We start from the raw sequence: 17,172 nt of genomic DNA, 5'->3' as shown, positions 1-17,172 counted from the left end.
AGATCCGCGCATCATGCCTTTGCCCGAACTGACCGGCTACGCCGACCCCCTGCTGCATTCCCAAGGCCTGTACATCGACGGGCAGTGGTTGCCACGCCGCGGCGTTCCGGTGGTAAATCCGTCCACTGGGGATACGCTGACAGAGATCGCGGACGCCGGCATCGCAGATGCCACGGCGGCTGTCGATGCGGCAGCGGGGGCAGCCCCGGGCTGGCGCGCCACGCCAGCGCGCCACCGCGCGGAGATCCTTCGCCGCTGGTTCCAGCTGATGACCGAACATGCCGACGCCCTTGCTACGCTGATTTCGCTGGAAAATGGCAAGACCCTGGCCGATGCGCGTGGCGAAGTGGCCTACGCGGCCGAATTCTTCCGCTGGTATTCGGAAGAAGCGTCGCGCATCCAGGGCGAGTATCGCCGCACACCTTCCGGATCACACACCATATTGGTCGACCACGAGCCCATCGGCATAGCCGTGCTCATCACACCCTGGAATTTTCCGGCAGCCATGGCCGCCCGCAAGATTGCTCCGGCCCTGGCGGCGGGCTGTACCGTGGTACTAAAACCCGCGCTGGAGACCCCCCTGACTGCCTGCGCAATGGCGCGGCTGGGCGAAGAGGCCGGGGTGCCGCCGGGGGTCGTCAATGTCCTGACCACTCAATCGCCGGGCGAGCTCACCAACGCCATGCTGGCGGACGCCCGGGTGCGCAAGCTGTCGTTTACGGGCTCGACCTCGGTGGGGCGACTGTTGCTGGCAGAAGCAGGCAGGCACGTGATCAGCTGCTCGATGGAGCTGGGCGGCAACGCGCCGTTCATCATCATGGACGATGCGGATCTTGACGCGGCGTTGGACGGCGCAATGGTGGCCAAAATGCGCAATGCCGGCGAAGCCTGCACAGCGGCCAACCGCTTCTATGTGCAGGCCGGCATCCACGATGCGTTCGTCGAAGGGTTGACCGCCCGCATGGCGCGCTTGCGGGTCGGCGCCGGCTATGATCCGCGAACCCAATGCGGCCCCATGATCACGCCCGCGGCCGTCCAGAAGATAGACCGCCTGGTGTCGTCGGCGGTGCGCCATGGCGCGCAGGCCACCACCGGAGGGGCCCCGCTGCAGGGCCCCGGCTTCTTTTATCCACCAACCGTGCTGGTCAACGTGCCCGCCGCCGCCGCCATTTCACAGGAAGAGATCTTTGGCCCTGTGGCGCCCGTTTACCGGTTCGACACGGAAGACGAGATGGTGGCCATGGCCAATAACACCGAATACGGACTGGCGGCCTACCTGTACACGCGCGATATTCCGCGCGCGATGCAGCTGGGGAAACGCCTGGAAACCGGCATGCTGGGCATCAACCGCGGCCTGGTGTCCGACCCCGCCGCCCCTTTTGGTGGAGTAAAACAGAGTGGACTTGGGCGCGAAGGCGGTGTCACGGGTATCCTGGAATTCACCGAACCCAAGTATTACGCCGTAGACTTCTAGCCTTCGGCGCCCCAATCGGTTACGGAACACTGCGGAGAACAGGAATGACAGGCACCGACGCCTATCGCATCCGGGACTTCGTGCCCGACTTCGACAACATCGCCTCGGAGCTCGCCGAGCGCAGTCGGGAGATAGGCTCGCGTTGCACCGTGCGCCCCGATGTTCCTTACGGAACGGGAAAGCGCGAAACGCTGGATCTGGTGTTTCCCGGCAGCCCGCAAGCGGGCGCCCCCTTGCACATATTGGTCCACGGGGGCTATTGGCGCTCCGGAGAAAAAGTGAACTACCGACTGGTGGCCGCGCCAGTTATAGCGGCAGGCGGAATTGCAGCCCTCGTCGAATATGACCTCATGCCCGGCGCCCGCCTGCCGGCGATCGTGGACCAGGTGCGCCGCGCCGCCTGCTGGCTGCAGGACCATGCCGAGGCATTCGGCGCCGCGCCAGACAGGATGACGGCCAGCGGACACTCGGCCGGTGCACATCTGGTTTCTTATCTCGCCGCCACGGGCGCCTGCGAACGCGCGGGCACGCGGCTTCCTTCGTTGCGTGGCATGCTGCTGGTCAGTGGCATTTATGACCTGTCCGGCATTCCTGACAGTTTCCTCAAAGACGAAGCGCAGATGACGCACGCCGAAGCACGCACCTGGACGCCGATGGATGCGGTCCAGCATGAAGGCCCCTTGCGCGTCATCGCTTACGGCACGGACGAGACGCCCCCGTTCACGAGACAGGCCCAAGCCCTGTACCGGAAGCTGCGCGAAACCGGCCAGCCCGCGGAACTCGTACCTGTCGCGCGACGCAACCATATGGACATCGTGCTGGACCTCGCCGACCCGGGCGGACACCTGGGCGGGCGCCTGTCGGCACTCGTGGCCGGGTAGACGCCCTACTCCCGCCCGCGTTAGTTAATGGGCAGCATGGCCGTTGCCGCCCAGCCGGGCCATCAGTTTGTCTACGTAGGCAATGCCGACTGCCGACAGGATGAACACCACGTGGATGATGGTCTGCCACATGACGCCGGATTCGGTCAGTCGGGCGCCGGGCGCGCCGATGTTGCCGGCTTCGATGAACGTGCGCAGCAGGTGGATGGAAGAAATGCCGATGATGGCCATGGCGAGCTTCACCTTGAGCACGCTGGCATTGACGTGGCTTAGCCATTCGGGCTGGTCTGGATGCCCTTGCAGGCGCAGGCGCGACACAAAGGTTTCGTAGCCTCCCACGATCACCATGACGAGCAGATTCGAGATCATGACGACATCGATCAGGCCCAGGACGATGAGCATGACGTCCAGTTCACCAAAGCTCTGGGTATGCGTGACGAGATGCCAGAGCTCTTTCAGGAACAGGAATACGTAGACGCCCTGCGCGACGATGAGGCCCAGGTACAGAGGCAACTGGAGCCAGCGGGAACTGAAGATCAGCCCGGGCAGGATGCCCAGGCGGGGAGAAGACGATTGATTCATGGTTGCGAGCCGGTGTATGGAAAAAAAGCCGGCACGCATTCTAGCAACTGCTTCAGGGGCACGGCGGGCCGGGTGCGGCGCCGGGGCCATCCGGGCCTGCTCAGCGGTCGGCCGGCCCCCTTTGCAAGGCGGTGGCGAACAGCGGTTTCCACGACTGTATGTGACGCGTGATCAGTTCGGCGATGTCATCGCATCGGCGCTGCGCTGCCAGCTCGATCATCTGGTAGTGCTCGTCGACGGATGCGCGCTGGCGCTCGCGCCCTTCTGCCGAATTGATGCCATACAGCCGCATGTCGGCGCGCAAGTCCATGATCATGCGCGTCAACAGCGGATTGCCGGCACGCGCCACCAGCGCCTCGTGGAAACGTCGGTCGGTTTCGATGTATTCGCCCACGTTTTCGTCCCGCACCGCCCGGGCGACATCGTCGGCCAATGCCACCAGCGGCCCGGTATCTGTCAGGCCTTTGCGCGCCAGGGCAACCAGGGCGCCTGACTCGAGCATGACGCGCACGTCAAAATGGTTTTCCAGGTCCTGTTCGGTGATTTCCTGGACACGGAAGCCGCGATTGCGCATAGGTTCTACCAGGCCGGCGCGGCTGAGCTCGAGCAGTGCCTCGCGCACCGGCGTGGTCGAGATGCCCAGCTCGCTGGCCAGGCTGGGAACCGAATAGATCTTGCCCGGCGCCACGGCGCCCGTGACGATCTGCGAGCGCAACTGTGCGATTACCGATTCCCTAAGATTAGCGGGCGGCGCCATCCGGGCCATGCAGCTACCTCCGTGTGGTGCGAACTTCCTGGACCCGTACTTTAGCAAACCCCACAAGGTAGTGTGTCACGCGCTGCCGGCCGGCCCCGACCGGCAGCACCCTGCCCCGGGCTATCCCGCATCGCCCATGGACGGGTAGCCGTATTGCATCGGCGGCACCCAGGTTTCCTTGATCGTGCGCGGCGACACCCATCGCTGCAGGTTGAGCATCGAGCCGGCTTTATCATTGGTGCCACTGCGCCGGGCGCCGCCGAACGGCTGTTGGCCGACCACCGCGCCGGTGGGTTTGTCGTTGATGTAGAAGTTGCCGGCCGCATGCCGCAAGCCGGCGCGCGCCTGTGCAATGGCATGGCGATCGTTGGCGAAGACGGCGCCGGTCAGCGCGTACGGGCTGGTCTGATCCACCAGTTCGATGACGTCGTGCCAGCGCTCGTCGGGATACACGTACACCGACAACACCGGCCCGAAGATTTCTTCCTGCATGGTGATGGCTTTGGGGTCGGATACCTGGATGACCGTCGGCTCGATGAAATAGCCCACCCGGTCGTCGCCTTTGCCGCCGGCCAGTACGGTGCTTCCCTGCGCGGGCGCGCGATCGATATGGCCCATGATGCGCTCGTACGCCTTGCGGTCGATGACGGCGCCCATGAACACCACGAAATCGGCCACATCACCCATGCGCACGGTGGCCAGGTCGTCCAGCAGGGCCTCTTTGACGCGCGGCCACAGGGTAGCCGGGATATAGGCGCGCGAGGCCGCGCTGCACTTCTGGCCCTGGTATTCGAACGCGCCGCGCAACAGCGCCACGGCCAATTCCCGCGCATCGGCCGAGGCATGCGCCAGTACGAAGTCCTTGCCGCCCGTTTCGCCCACCAGCCGGGGATACGTTCGATACTCCGGCAGATTCCGGGCAACCTGTTGCCACAAGGCATCGAACACAGCTGTCGATCCGGTGAAGTGCAATCCGGCGAAATCGGCGGACCGCAACACTGCGGCAGAGACCGCGGACGAATCGCCCGGCACGAAGTTGATGACGCCGGGCGGCAGGCCCGCCGCCTCGAGCAATTCCATTATCAGGTAGTTGCTCAACGACGCCGAAAACGCGGGTTTCCAGACCACGGTATTGCCCATGAGCGCTGGCGCACATGGCAGGTTGCCGCCGATGGCGGTGAAGTTGAACGGCGACACCGCATAGACAAACCCTTCGAGCGGCCGATATTCCAGCGAGTTGCTGGCGCTGTTTACCGATAGAGGCTGAATCTGCTGAAGGCGCTCGGCGAAGACCACGTTGAAGCGCAGAAAATCGATCAGTTCGCAGGCCGAATCGATCTCTGCCTGGTGCACGGTCTTGCTCTGGCCGGCCATGGTGGCCGCATTGAGCTTCTGCCGCCAGGGCCCCGCAAGCAGTTCGGCGGCCCTCAGGAAGATTGCGGCACGCTCGTTAAATGGCATGGCCGACCATGCGGGCTGCGCCCGTACCGCGGCCTGCACGGCGGTGGCAGCCAGTTGCGCATCCGCCTGGCCCACCGTGCACAACGCGCGCGCGTGTTCGTGCGGACATGTCAGCACGCGTGATCGGGCGCCCAACATGCGTTGCCCCCCGATCACGAGCGGGACTTCCGCGTCGCCTCCGCGCAGCGTTTCGAGTGCCTGCTCCAGATGCCTGCGTTCCGGGCTTTCCGGCCGGTAATCGAGAATGGGTTCGTTGACGATATGCTGTGTATTCATGGCTCTGCAAAGCGAAAAGTCACTGACCCGGGATGACGGGCGGGATGTAGGTGAAGGTGTGCATGAGGATGGCAGCGACGGCGATCACGATCGGGAAATGCACCAGGAACTGCATGGCGGTGTACCCCACCAGATCTTTGGATTTCAGCCGCAGAATGCCCAACAGCGGCAGCATCCAGAACGGATTGATGAAGTTCGGCAGCGTTTCGGCGATGTTGTAGACCATCACCGTCCAACCCAGGTGCGCCTGGATCTGGTTTGCCGCGTCCATGATGTACGGCGCCTCGATCACCCATTTGCCGCCGGCCGAGGGAATGAAGAAGCCCAGGAACGCCGAGTAGATGCTCACCAGGATGGTGAATATCGTGCTGTCGTGGGCAAGGCTTACAAACCACGTCGCGATCGCATCCGACAGCGTGTGGCCGTGTGTGTTCACCACTTTAGTAAGCACATAGCCGATGCCGCCATAAAAAGGGAACTGCAGCAGTACACCGCCGATGCTGGGCATCGCCCGGCCGAAGCTTTCCAGAAAGCTGCGGGGCCGCCAATGCAACAGCAGGCCCAGCAGCAGGAATACGAAGTTGTAGGTATTCAGCTGCGACAAGGTGATAAGCGGATTGCCGCTGCTGAACTTGCCGTACAGCCAGCCGGCGGCCAGCAGAAGCACGGCAATGGTCAACAAGGGGCTGAATTCCAGGTAGTCGCCGGGGCGCTGGCGCTGCGCGGCGGCCAGCTTGTCCTGGGTCAGGTCCACGCCCAGGTCCTGCGCTGTCTTGGTGTTTTCGGCGCTGGGGGTCGTGAAGTAGCACACCAGCGCGGAAACGGCCGTCACCAGAACTACCACCACCAGGTTCTGCCACGTCAGGATGGTTTGCGAAAATTCGATTACGCCGGTAATCGGCATGAGCGACGCCGGAATGCTTGCAGGCGTGGCCTGCAGCTGTGCCGCCGAGGAGCTCATCCCCAGCGTGAAGCCACACCCCAGGCCCAGATAGCCCGCCGCGCCCGCAGCCCGGTAATCCAGCCGGAGATCTGTCCGGCGCGCCATCTCGCGCACCAGCAATCCCGAGAAGATCAGGCTCAGCCCCCAGTTGACCAGCGACAACAGTATGCTGAGCGTGCCGATGAAGACGACCGCGCCGCGCGATGTGGACGGCACGCGCGCAAGCGCGCGCAGCATCCATGCGACCGGCGGCGACATTGCCAGGACATAGCCGGTGATAGCCACCAGCGCCATCTGCATCGTGAACGGAATAATGCTCCAGAACCCTTCTCCAAATGCCTGGCTGACGGCCAGGGGATCGCCGCCGTGCAGTATGGCGCCCACGCCGACAACCGCGCAGGCCACCACGACGAAGACATAGGCGTCGGGAAACCACTTTTCGGACCAGGCGACAACTGCCTGCGAGAAACGTTCTACGAAACTGCCGGATGGCTGCTGTCTTCCGACGGCCGTGCCGGCCATGAGTTGCTCATTTGACATGGTGCGCTCCAATAAGAAGGAGAAACAGGGTTACCTGCGCAAAACCAGGGGAGTAATCGGCACTGCCTGGCAGGTCAGGCAGATGTCAGAGGGACCATCGAAACCGCTCAGGTGAACGACCTGGCCGGACACAATGCGCATGGCGCAGCTTTCGCACTGCCCCACCCGGCAGCCGCTGGGCAGCGGCACGCCGGCGCGCTCTGCGGCATCCAGCAAGGAACCGTCGGCCGGCTTCCAGCTGTAGTGCAGGCCGTCGCCGGCGATCTGGACAGGCTGCGGCTGCAGCGTGGGCGGCACGCGCGTTTCGCTATGAAAGGTTTCGGTGAAGATGTCGAACCCCGGAATGCCGCGCGCCGCCAGCGCTTGTCTGCAGTGATCCAGGAACCCGTCGGATCCGCACAGGTAGACCAGCGGCCGCTGCGCGACCAGCGCTGGAGCCAGCCAGTCGAAGGCCAGTTGTCCGCTGTGGTGGAAGTCGCGCCCGAGCACATCGCCCTCGGCGGGATGTGAGTAGACGGTGTGCAGGCGCACCGTGCCGACACGAGCGGCGAGCCGGACGAGATCCGCGCCGTAAGGGTGCGCGGCGCCGTCGCGGCACGCATGCACCAGCCATACGGACGGCGGCGCAACGTCGCGATGCGCAAGCGCCTTCAGGTATCCGCGAAACGGCGTGATGCCGATGCCGCTGGCCATCAGGATGACGGGGCGTCGGGTATCCAGGGGCGGCGTGAATACCCCCGCGGGTGTGCTCAGCAGGAGACGCGCGCCCTCTTCCAACTGGTGCAACGCGGTGGACACCTGGCCATCCGGCCCCGGCCCGCCGCACACCCTGCGCACCGCGATAGAAAAATACGGGGGCGCACGATCAGGCCCCGTGAGCGAATAGGCGCGCCGCAAGCCCGTGCCGGGCAGCGACACAATGACGTGCTGCCCCGGCAGAAAATCGGCAAGCGGCTGCCCGTCGCAAGGCGACAGCCGGAATTCGGCCACGTCTTGCGACAAGATCCGCTTCCGGGTTATGTGAAAGGCGCGCTCACCCGCCCAGCCATCCACAGGGTGTCGGTGCTCGCGCTCGATCCGGCAGGCGATGGCGCGCAACGGCACCGAGCCGCTGACCGGGTCGCGGTGGCAATCAGACAGCGCACCGTTGATGCTGCTGGACTGCGGGCCCAGAATGGGCATGCCTGTCCGTCCCAGGGCCTCGCAGGCCTGCCACCAGCCAAACTCGGCGATGACAACGCCTGCATGAAGGTCGTCGCTGATCCGGGCGCGCAGACGGGCCGAGCCGTACGGCGTGCTTATCCGCAGCCAATCGCCGGCCGCAATCCCCCGCAGCCGGGCGAGTTCCGCGCTGATCGTGGCCTGCGGCTCCGGGGATTTACGCCGCAACGATGCCACGTAACGATGCGAGGTGTGCACGAACCAACCGCTCTTTGCGGTTGTGAGGACCAGCGGATACTCGCCGGCACGGCCCGCCGGCGTATCGGCCGGTTCGACGTACTCGGGCAGGGCCGGCTGGCCGATCTGGTGCAGGGCTTCGGAATAAAGCTGCACCCGCCGATCCGGCGTAGGGAAACCGGCCGGTTGCCCGGCGACGGGCGCTTCGTATTTCCGGTACGCAAACGCCTGTGGAAATCGCATCCCTTCAGGATGCTGCCGCAATGTCTGTACCGTGATGCCCAGGGGTTCGAGCTGGTGATTCCAGCACGCCTCGATGTCGCCTCCGAAGAATTCGTCTTGCAGGCCCAGGCGCTTTGCCAACTCGAGCACGATTTCGTAGTCCGCGCGCGACTCGCCCATTGCGTTGAGCGCGCGCGGACGCAACTGCACATGTTCAACCGCGTGTTGAGTAATCTCGAAGCCCAGCTTCAGCGCTTCGCGCTCCCACGGCATGCTTGCCGGAAGCACGATATCGGCGTTCGAGGCTGTGGGATTCATGTACATGTCGACATGCACGTGAAAATCCAGCGCCTGCAAGGCCTGCTGATTTCGCTCGGTGTCGGCCTGCGAGACAAGCAGGTTCGTGCCGAAGCTCATCAGCGTGCGCACCGGATAAGGATCGTGCTGCAGGACGGCGCGGGCGAAATCGCGCGAGGTGATCCAGCCCATGCCCGGCGGCCCAAGTGGCAACTCGTCCAGCCCCAGCGCCTTTGCCCGCTGGCCTGGCGGCAGCAGATCGCCGTAGGTATTGACGGCCCGATAAGGAGGCGCCACTGTCCACAGGTTGCCTCCCTGGCGGTCGCACGCCCCCGTCAGGGCGTACAACGTAGCAATTGCCCGTTCGGTCTGCGTCGCGTTGGTGTGCTGCCCCACCCCCGTCCACGCGTGGTATGACAGGCGGGGCGAGTTCTCGAACACCGCGTTGAACCGCGCTATGTCGGCCTCGTCGAGCCACGCCAGCGCCGCCACCGTGTCCGGGGTGTAGTGGTCCACCGCGGCGGCCAGCATCTGCAGCACGGTGACGCACTCGTAGCGGCGGCCGTCATGCCCCTGCACAGGCCAAGCGCCGAACAGTTCAACCTGACTCGGGTCGGCGCCCGGCTCCTGGGCGACGGGACGGCCATCGCTCATGACCACGCGTGCCGACGCCGACGCATCAGGCCACAGTTCGCGCGCGCGAAGCAGGGCCCCGGTCTGCTGGTCGACCAGGCACGGCCCGTTCGTCCAGCGCGCGACGAAATCGCGGTCAAAGCACTGTGAGCGCAACAAATGGCGTATGGCGCCCAAGGCAAGGGCAGCGTCCGAGCCCGGACGCACCCGCAACCACAGGTCTGCCTGCTGGCCGGAACCTTCGCGCTGGGGATCAACCACCACGACCTTGGCTCCGCGCTGCCGCGCCGCGCCGATGCGCGACGCCTGGGCCAGCCAGGTACGAGCGGGGTTGTGGCCCCACAGCAGCACGGTCTCGGTATGTTCGAGGTCCGGCACGCCGATGCCTCGGCCAAACGTCAGCGCGTGGGCGTAGTCCTTGTGCCAGCCACAGACTTCCACCGCATAAATGAGGTTCGGGCTGCCGAACAAGCGGATGAACCGCTCCACCCACTCGAAACTGTCGACCATGGGGGTTCCGCTGGGCGTGGTAACGGCGAAGGCGACGCTCTCGGCTCCGTGCTGGTCGCGGGCGGCGGCCAGCCGCGCGGCAATCTCGTCCAGCGCATCCGTCCAGCTGATTTCGCGCCAGCCGGGATCGGCGGCGCCGCGGGGGTTGGTGCGCCGCATCGGTCGCAGCAAGCGGCCGGTTCCGCCGACCATCTCGGGCGCAGCGCGCCCCTTTGCGCATAGCGCGCCCCCCGTGGGATGAGTTGTCAGGGGAGTCACCGCCACCAAGCGGCCGCGCTCGACATGGTTCACCGCGCCGCAGCGCGACCGGCATAAGGTGCAGTACCCGGGTATCGAGAGAGTTGTATCCATTGTAATGCGTGACGCGCTACATAACTGCACTGCATAGTAGTGTGTCACGCGCTACTTACAATATAGGGATAAACGCGTAGATGGATCTGGAGATACGGCGGCGATTAGGAACGGCCCGAACGTTTCAGCGGGCCCCGGGCAACCCGGTGCTGCGTCGCACCTGGGCCACTTCGTCTGCCGATACCGGCTTGGCCCCATTGCCCCAGTTGCTGCGCACATAGCTGGCCAGTTCGGCGACTTCCGCATCGCTCAGCCGCCAGGCGAAGCCGGGCATGGACAGCGGCGTGGGCGCGCGTTCGGTGGCCGGCATGGCCGATCCGGCCAGAATGATGTGGATCAGCGACGTGGCGTCGTCACTGATGATTGCGCTATTGCCGGCAAGCGCGGGAAAGGTGCGCGGATCGCCTTGTCCATCGGCGCGATGGCAGCCGATGCAGTTGTCCAGGTACAGGCGCGCACCCAGGCTGCGCGGCGTCGCGTTCGCCAGCTCACTGGATGCCTGCGTGGGCTGGGCAAGGCGTTCCGTGTCTTTATCGTCGTCTTCGGGCACGGGCAGCGACAGCAGGTAAACCGCGATGGCGCGCCGATCGGCGTCGGTCAGGTATTGTGTGCTGTGCTGCACGACCTCGCTCATGGGACCGAACGCCGCCTTGTGTTCGGTGCGGCCCGTCTCCAGGTAGGTGACGATGTCATCCTCCGTCCAGGTGCGCGCGCCGGTTTTCAGCGACCGTGCCAGGCCGGGTGCGTACCAGTCGTCGAGGACGGCGCCGCCCAGGTAATCGGCGCCGTCCTCCTCCGACATGGCCTTGGGCTGGCCCAACATGCCGCGCGGCGTATGGCACGACCCGCAATGCCCCAGGGTGCGCACCAGGTACGCGCCGCGCCGCCAGTCCGGATCGCGGCCGGGATCCGGCGCGGGCGGCGCCGGGGGCTTGAACCACGCGTTCCACGCGCGCAGGCCGGCCCGGACACTGAAAGGCCACGGCAACGCATTGTCGAGATTGGCTTCGGCGCTGGGCTGCACGCCGTTCATGAAATACGCATACAGCGCCTGCATGTCTTCATCGGAAATGCCGGCGTATTCCGGATACGGCATCGCGGGATAAAGATACTTGCCGTCACGGCGTATGCCGTGCCGCACGGCACGGTCGAACTCTTCATAGGTATAGGCGCCAATGCCATGCACCACATGGGGCGTGATGTTGGTGGAATGGATTGCGCCAAATGGAGTGTTCATGCGCAGGCCGCCTGCATAGGGGGTGCCTCCCCTGGCGGTGTGGCAGGCCGCGCAGTCGGCCGCACGCGCCAGATACTGGCCGCGCAGCAGCATGGCCTGTGACTGGACCGGCGCGCTTGCGCCCATAGACGGCGGCAACGCGGGCGCAATATGCGGGGCAGCCGGGCCGGGCTCGGGGTGAAACAGCCATGCGGCAAAGGCGCCGGCGCCCGTCACCGCAATGAGCGCCCCTGCGATAAGGATGCCTTTGCGCTTCATGCCGCCACCAAGGGCCCGGGATTGCTCAGGTACTGCGTACGGATGGCGTGCGCCGAGAAATACGCCAGCGCCCCCACCGTGCCGGTAGGGTTGTACCCCAGGTTCTGCGGAAAGGCGCCCGCCCCCATGACGAACACGTTGGGCACGTCCCAGCTCTGCAGGAACTTGTTCAACGCGCTGCTGCGCGGGTCGCTGCCCATGATGGCGCCGCCCACGTTATGCGTGGTCTGGTACGGCCGCGTATCGTAATGGCTGCCAGGCTGAATGTACGACACCTCCATTTTCTGCGGGCGCATGTGGCGCGCGATGCGGGCAGCCTGTTCTGTCACGTAGCGCGTCATGCGCAGGTCGTTGTCTTTCCAGTCGAAGGTCATGCGCAACAGCGGCAAGCCCATTGCGTCGCGGTACGTGGGATCCAGATCCAGGTAACAGTCGCGGTACGACATGACAGTGCCATGCGTACTGATGGACATGGTGTGCAGGTAGTGATTCTTTACGGCACGCTTCCAGCCCGACCCCCAGGCCGGCGCATCCGACGGCAGCGTCAGCTGCTGGATCGGACGCCCGCCGGTGCGGCCCGGGCCGATGTAGGCGCCGCCTATGAATCCCAGCGGCCCGTGATCGAAGTTGTCGGCGTTGAAGTCGTCGATGACGTGCCCGGCGCCGCCCGCACCGATGAACGGATTGAATATCTTGCCGTCGCCATAGAACAGATCGACACTGCCCATGATCTGGTACGAATAGTTCTTGCCCACCACGCCCGCACCGGTCACGGGATCATAGGGTTGGCCGATGCCCGACAGCAGCATCAGCCGCACGTTGTGAAGCTGGTAAGCGCACAGGATCACCAGTTGCGCGGGCTGATCGACTTCATTACCCGTGCCGTCGATATAGGTAACGCCGGTGGCCTGCCGGCGATCGCTGTCCAGGTTGACCCGCGTGACATAGCACTGCGTGCGCAGCTCGAAGTTGTCGCGCCGCACCAGCACCGGCAGTATGGTGGACTGCGGCGATGCCTTCGAATAGTTGTAGCAGCCGAAACGCTCGCAATAGCCGCAGAAGCTGCATTCGCCCAGTTGCACGCCATACGGATTGGTATAGGGGGCGGACGCATTCGAGGCCGGGCGCGGAAACGGGTGATACCCCAGGTCTGCGGCCGCCTGCGCGAATAACGCGCTGTCATACAAGGCATCCAGCGCGGGCAGCGGATAGTCGCTGCTGCGCGGCGCTTCGAACGGGTTGCCGCCCTCGATCAGGCGGCCCTGCACGTTGCCCGCCTGCCCCGACGTGCCGCACACCCGTTCAAAATGATCGTAAAAGGGCTCGAGTTCTTCGTACGTCACGCCCCAGTCCTGGATGGTCATGTCCGGGGGAATGAATCCGGCGCCGTAGCGTTCCGTGATATGCGAGCGCAGGCGCAGCTCTTCGGCATAGGCTCGCCAATGCACGCCGTTCCAGTGCACGCCCGCGCCGCCCACGCCGTCGCCCGGCAGGAAGGAACCCAATTGCCGGTACGGCAGCGCCTGCTGGTCCATGCGGTGCCGTATTGTCAGCGTTTCACGAGACAAGTCCTGGAAAAGCCGATGCCGCACGGCATACGTCAGTTCATCGGCAATGCGCGGAAAGGAAAAGTCCGGGTTGGTGTCGCGCGGCTCGCCGCGTTCCAGCGCCAGCACTTGCAGCCCGGCATCAGTGAGCTCTTTGGCCATGATGGCGCCAGTCCAGCCGAATCCCACCAGCACCACATCGACAGGTTTTCGTTGCTGCGCCATATCAGAGCCGCTGCCCGGTGATGCTGACCGGCCCCAGCGGATACGGCTGGTTGTGCCGCTCGGCCCATTCGAGGTAACTGGCGCGCGCGCCGGTAAAGCCCATCATCTGCCAGCTGCCCATCCCGTGGTTGCCGCCATGGATGGGATCGGCGAAATAGCCTTCTTTTACGTTCTGCCAAAGAAAACTGAAGAAGCGGTCCAGCCGCTCTTGCCCGGGCCCGAACCGGTTGGTGGAACAGGCGTCGAGCACCTGGTCTTGCGCGCCCCCATCCAGTTGCGCGAAGGGCCGGCCATGGCGACGCTCGCACTCGGCATCAATGGCGGCGATGGCGCGCCGATAGACTTCGCGAGGCGTCTGGCGCGACTGGTAGCCCAGCTCCGGCGGGGCGTCTTCCCGGAACGGTCCCTGCATATACCATCGCGCCGCATGCCCGAATCCGCCCTCGAGTTCGCGGTCGATGAACTCGGGAACGCGCAGGCTGAGCGCGCCTGGGCCGATATCGTCCTCGGGGATCAACCTGTCGCATGCGGCGTGGATGAACTTCCATTCGCTGGCGCTGAAGTATCGGGGTTGATAGTGCGAGGCTGGCGAACTGGCGGGGGACGCCTTGGGCGCCGGTTCAGGGTGGCGGCTTTCGGCGGCGGCCGGCGCGGCGCTAGTGGCCAGCGCGCTGGCGGGCACCAGGGCAATGGTGCGTTTCAGAAACAGGCGGCGGGGCGGATCGGTACGATCGGGCATGACGGCATCTCGCGGGTGGGCCTGAAGACCCGCGCCCCCGCGCAAACCGCATGCCTGCCCCGGAATTCGCCGAATTTCGCGGCAGCATGCCCCTTTGTTGCCCGGCGCGTGTAAATCCTACGCGCACGCGCCGCGCGTGCAACGGCTCAGTGCTTGGCCGGAAAATCGCTGGGCCAGCGCATGGGCACGGGCGCGGACGTCTGTTCGTTCATGAGATGCTCCAAGAGTGAGGGGTCAGTAGCGCGAAAAAAGATTTGACGCTTTTGTCGCCCGCCCGATTCGACCCAATAGCGCACCGTTATGGCCGTTTCCCGCAGGATTGGCCTGGCCGGGCGGGATGTGCATGGATGCCGGAATATGGTCAAATCGCGCCCTATGAGCGCATGCCTCAAATATTTGATTGCCACCATGCTTGCCAGCATCTTTGGCATGACTGCGCACGCTGGCGAAGTCCGGGTGGCCGTGGCCTCCGGTGTCGCGGCGCCCATCCGCATGGTCGCCGAAGAATTCCAGCGCAAGACGGGCAATGAAGTCCGCCTTACCGTGGCGCCCACCAGCAAGCTGTACGTCGAGATCGAACAAGGCGCCCGCTACGATGTGCTAGTGGCCGGCAACGACGTGCTGCCCGCGCGCCTGGAGGCGACACGCAAGGCCGTGCCCGGCACCCGCTATACCTATGCGACGCGCGTGCTGGCGCTATGGTCGCCGCACAAAGGTTATGTCGACCCGCAGGGCGAAGTCTTGAAGTCCAACCAGTTCAAGCGCCTGTCTATCCTGAGCCCCGATGTGCAGCCTTATGGTCGCTCGGCCTTGCAAGTGCTCGAAAGGCTGGGGCTGCGCGAGTCGATCGCGGGCAAGCTGGTGGAAAGGCACGGCGTGTCGGACACGCGTCGTTTCGTATCCGGCGAAAACACGGAACTGGGGTTCGTATCGCTTTCGTATGTGTATAAAAACAGCCGTATCGAGCACGGGTCGGCGTGGATCGTGCCGACCTCGCTGTACGACCCCCTGCGGCTGGACGCGGTACTGCTGCGTTCCGGCGCAGACAATATGGCCGCAAGGTCGTTTCTGTTCTATCTGAAAGGGCCGAAAGTCGCCCAGGTCATGCGCTCGCACGGATTCCATCGTTGAACGCGACGTGCGTCGGAAACCATTGCGGTGTCAGGCACCCTGCGGGAGCCAGACACCTGGTGTCTCGAACTTGCGCATAGCGGTGTCAGGCGCCCTGCGGGAGCCAGACACCTGGTGTCTCGAACTTGCGCATGGCGGTGTCAGGCGCCCTGCGGGAGCTGGGCGCCTGGTGTCTCTGGTATCTGGGACTTGGGCACGGCGGTGTCAGGCTCCCGCAGGGTGCCTGACACCTGGCGCAAGAACGGGCCGGTCGCAGCCGTCATGCCGCCTGTTTGAAGCGTGCCGGGATGCGGCCGGCCCACGGCGCGGCGCGCTCGAGCTCGGCCGACAGCCGCAGCACCAGGTCGTCCCGCCCGAACTGCCCCATGATCTGCACGCCGATAGGCAACCCGGCTTCGGTCCAGTACACCGGCACGCTCGCGGCCGGCTGGCCCGACGCGTTCATGATGGCCGAGAAAACCGCGTACTGAGCCACCTTGTAGCGGAACTCGCGGAACGGCCCTTGCATGGCCAGGTACCCCAGGGGCGCGGGCGGTTGCGCCAGCATGGGGGTAAGGATCAGGTCGAAGCGGGCGATGTCCTTCTGCAACACGCGACCCACGTGGTGAAACGTGTTGATCGCGTTGACATAGTCTTCGGCGGTCAGGCGCAAGCCCTGTTCATAGCCGTCGCGCATCGCCGGCTCGAGGTCGTCATCGCGCAGCGAGCGCTTCAGGCCCGCCAGCCGGGCATGCACCGAGGCGACGATGTTCGCCTCCAGGACCTGCAAGTGCGACTGGAAGAACTGCTGGTAGTCCAGGGGCGGCGGCGCGGCCTCGATGATCTCGTGGCCCATGTCTTTGCACAGGCTCGCCGCGTAGCGGACTGCATCCAGGCACTCGGGCGCCAGCGGGATGCCGTCCCAGGCCGACGTCCAGACCGCGATGCGCAGCGGAGCGCGCCGGGCTTCGGTGACGGCCGACATGAATGATGCGTTCGGCGGCGCCGAGTCATAGGGCGCGCCCGCTTCCCGGCCGCATATTGCGTCCATGGCGGCGGCCGTGTCTCGCACGCTGCGGCTCAGCACACCGTCCGTGCCCATTCCGCCCCAGATCTCGCCCTTGGTCGGCCCGGTCGGCACGCGGCCTCGTGTTGCCTTGAACCCGTACAACCCGCAGCACGATGCCGGGATGCGAATGGACCCGCCGCCATCGCTGCCATGGGCGAGCGGCACCACGCGCGCGGCAACCGCCGCGGCGGCCCCGCCGCTGGAGCCGCCGGCCGAACGTGTTTCGTCCCAGGGGTTGAGCGTTACCGCGCCATTGGCCACGGCCTCGGTGGTGGGCGCCATGCAGAACTCGGGCACCGACGTCCGCGCAAAGGGAATCAGCCCCGCGGCCTCGAAGCGTTGCGTCAGGGTGGCGTCGAAAGTGAACGACGTGTCGGTGAACAGATTCGACCCCAGGCTCATGGGCAAGCGCACGGACGCCAGGCTGGAGTCCTTGAGCAAGAAAGGAATACCCTGGAACTGCCCTTGATGCCGCCACTGCCGGGCCCATTGCAGCGCATCGTCGTACTTCTCGTAGCGAATGGCATTGAGCGCCGCGCCGCGCGTACGCGACAAGGCGACCGCATGCTCCATCAGTTCCGGCGACGACACCGCCTTTTTCTGGAGCAGGTCCGCCAGGGCCAGTCCATCCAGGTCCTGGTACTCGTTTTCCGTCATGATTG

12 protein-coding genes are annotated in these 17,172 nt (G+C 65.1%); 3 read left to right on the top strand and 9 right to left on the bottom strand.

Going from position 1 to position 17,172, the window contains the following annotated elements; all coding sequences use genetic code 11:
- Window positions 1-13 precede the first annotated feature (13 nt).
- Together CAL18_RS05165 and CAL18_RS05160 are read left to right on the top strand one after the other, a co-directional pair.
- Entirely contained in the window at window positions 14-1,474 is a 1,461-nt protein-coding gene (locus tag CAL18_RS05165) for an NAD-dependent succinate-semialdehyde dehydrogenase (protein WP_094817465.1), read from the top strand.
- Between the two features lie 44 nt (window positions 1,475-1,518).
- Window positions 1,519-2,355, top strand: coding sequence for an alpha/beta hydrolase (locus CAL18_RS05160; protein ID WP_026640503.1), 837 nt, complete (start codon window positions 1,519-1,521; stop codon window positions 2,353-2,355).
- A gap of 24 nt (window positions 2,356-2,379) precedes the next feature.
- On the opposite strand, the gene CAL18_RS05155 is transcribed toward CAL18_RS05160, so the two are convergent.
- The 8 genes from CAL18_RS05155 to CAL18_RS05120 form a co-directional block, all read right to left on the bottom strand.
- Entirely contained in the window at window positions 2,380-2,937 is a 558-nt protein-coding gene (locus CAL18_RS05155; protein WP_026640502.1) for a TIGR00645 family protein, read from the bottom strand.
- A 100-nt stretch (window positions 2,938-3,037) separates the two neighbouring features.
- Window positions 3,038-3,694, bottom strand: coding sequence for a GntR family transcriptional regulator (locus CAL18_RS05150; RefSeq protein ID WP_026640501.1), 657 nt, complete (start codon window positions 3,692-3,694; stop codon window positions 3,038-3,040).
- 120 nt (window positions 3,695-3,814) lie between these two features.
- Window positions 3,815-5,431: an L-glutamate gamma-semialdehyde dehydrogenase gene (gene pruA / locus CAL18_RS05145; RefSeq protein ID WP_094817443.1), complete on the bottom strand. Its 1,617-nt coding sequence runs from the start codon at window positions 5,429-5,431 to the stop codon at window positions 3,815-3,817.
- A gap of 19 nt (window positions 5,432-5,450) precedes the next feature.
- Window positions 5,451-6,914, bottom strand: a complete 1,464-nt coding sequence (locus CAL18_RS05140) for a short-chain fatty acid transporter (RefSeq protein ID WP_094817442.1) — start codon at window positions 6,912-6,914, stop codon at window positions 5,451-5,453.
- Window positions 6,915-6,944: 30 nt separating this feature from the next.
- A complete protein-coding gene (locus tag CAL18_RS05135; protein WP_094817441.1) occupies window positions 6,945-10,325 on the bottom strand; it encodes a molybdopterin-dependent oxidoreductase in 3,381 nt (1,126 codons plus the stop codon).
- A 124-nt stretch (window positions 10,326-10,449) separates the two neighbouring features.
- A complete protein-coding gene (locus tag CAL18_RS05130; protein ID WP_212589888.1) occupies window positions 10,450-11,820 on the bottom strand; it encodes a c-type cytochrome in 1,371 nt (456 codons plus the stop codon).
- A complete protein-coding gene (locus CAL18_RS05125) occupies window positions 11,817-13,592 on the bottom strand; it encodes a GMC family oxidoreductase (RefSeq protein ID WP_094817440.1) in 1,776 nt (591 codons plus the stop codon). Before CAL18_RS05125 ends, CAL18_RS05130 begins: the two co-directional genes overlap by 4 nt.
- Before the next feature lies 1 nt (window position 13,593).
- Entirely contained in the window at window positions 13,594-14,331 is a 738-nt protein-coding gene (locus tag CAL18_RS05120; RefSeq protein WP_094817439.1) for a gluconate 2-dehydrogenase subunit 3 family protein, read from the bottom strand.
- A 429-nt stretch (window positions 14,332-14,760) separates the two neighbouring features.
- Here CAL18_RS05120 and modA point away from each other — a divergent pair, with 429 nt between their 5' ends.
- On the top strand, window positions 14,761-15,462 hold the full coding sequence (gene modA / locus CAL18_RS05115; protein WP_231494593.1) for a molybdate ABC transporter substrate-binding protein: 702 nt from the start codon (window positions 14,761-14,763) through the stop codon (window positions 15,460-15,462).
- A gap of 259 nt (window positions 15,463-15,721) precedes the next feature.
- Here the strand turns inward: modA and CAL18_RS05110 are convergent, their stop codons facing one another.
- On the bottom strand, window positions 15,722-17,167 hold the full coding sequence (locus CAL18_RS05110; RefSeq protein ID WP_094817437.1) for an amidase: 1,446 nt from the start codon (window positions 17,165-17,167) through the stop codon (window positions 15,722-15,724).
- Window positions 17,168-17,172: the final 5 nt, after the last annotated feature.

It is taken from the genome of Bordetella genomosp. 7 (genome assembly GCF_002261415.1).
Lineage (GTDB): Bacteria > Pseudomonadota > Gammaproteobacteria > Burkholderiales > Burkholderiaceae_B > Bordetella_A.
This window is presented reverse-complemented; position numbering and strand designations above follow the sequence as displayed.

Coding starts and splice junctions, on each gene's coding strand:
- CAL18_RS05165 (WP_094817465.1), top strand. CDS start 14: ATGCCTTTGCCCGAACTGACCGGCTACGCCGACCCCCTGCTGCATTCC.
- CAL18_RS05160 (WP_026640503.1), top strand. CDS start 1,519: ATGACAGGCACCGACGCCTATCGCATCCGGGACTTCGTGCCCGACTTC.
- CAL18_RS05155 (WP_026640502.1), bottom strand. CDS start 2,937: ATGAATCAATCGTCTTCTCCCCGCCTGGGCATCCTGCCCGGGCTGATC.
- CAL18_RS05150 (WP_026640501.1), bottom strand. CDS start 3,694: ATGGCGCCGCCCGCTAATCTTAGGGAATCGGTAATCGCACAGTTGCGC.
- pruA (WP_094817443.1), bottom strand. CDS start 5,431: ATGAATACACAGCATATCGTCAACGAACCCATTCTCGATTACCGGCCG.
- CAL18_RS05140 (WP_094817442.1), bottom strand. CDS start 6,914: ATGTCAAATGAGCAACTCATGGCCGGCACGGCCGTCGGAAGACAGCAG.
- CAL18_RS05135 (WP_094817441.1), bottom strand. CDS start 10,325: ATGGATACAACTCTCTCGATACCCGGGTACTGCACCTTATGCCGGTCG.
- CAL18_RS05130 (WP_212589888.1), bottom strand. CDS start 11,820: ATGAAGCGCAAAGGCATCCTTATCGCAGGGGCGCTCATTGCGGTGACG.
- CAL18_RS05125 (WP_094817440.1), bottom strand. CDS start 13,592: ATGGCGCAGCAACGAAAACCTGTCGATGTGGTGCTGGTGGGATTCGGC.
- CAL18_RS05120 (WP_094817439.1), bottom strand. CDS start 14,331: ATGCCCGATCGTACCGATCCGCCCCGCCGCCTGTTTCTGAAACGCACC.
- modA (WP_231494593.1), top strand. CDS start 14,761: ATGACTGCGCACGCTGGCGAAGTCCGGGTGGCCGTGGCCTCCGGTGTC.
- CAL18_RS05110 (WP_094817437.1), bottom strand. CDS start 17,167: ATGACGGAAAACGAGTACCAGGACCTGGATGGACTGGCCCTGGCGGAC.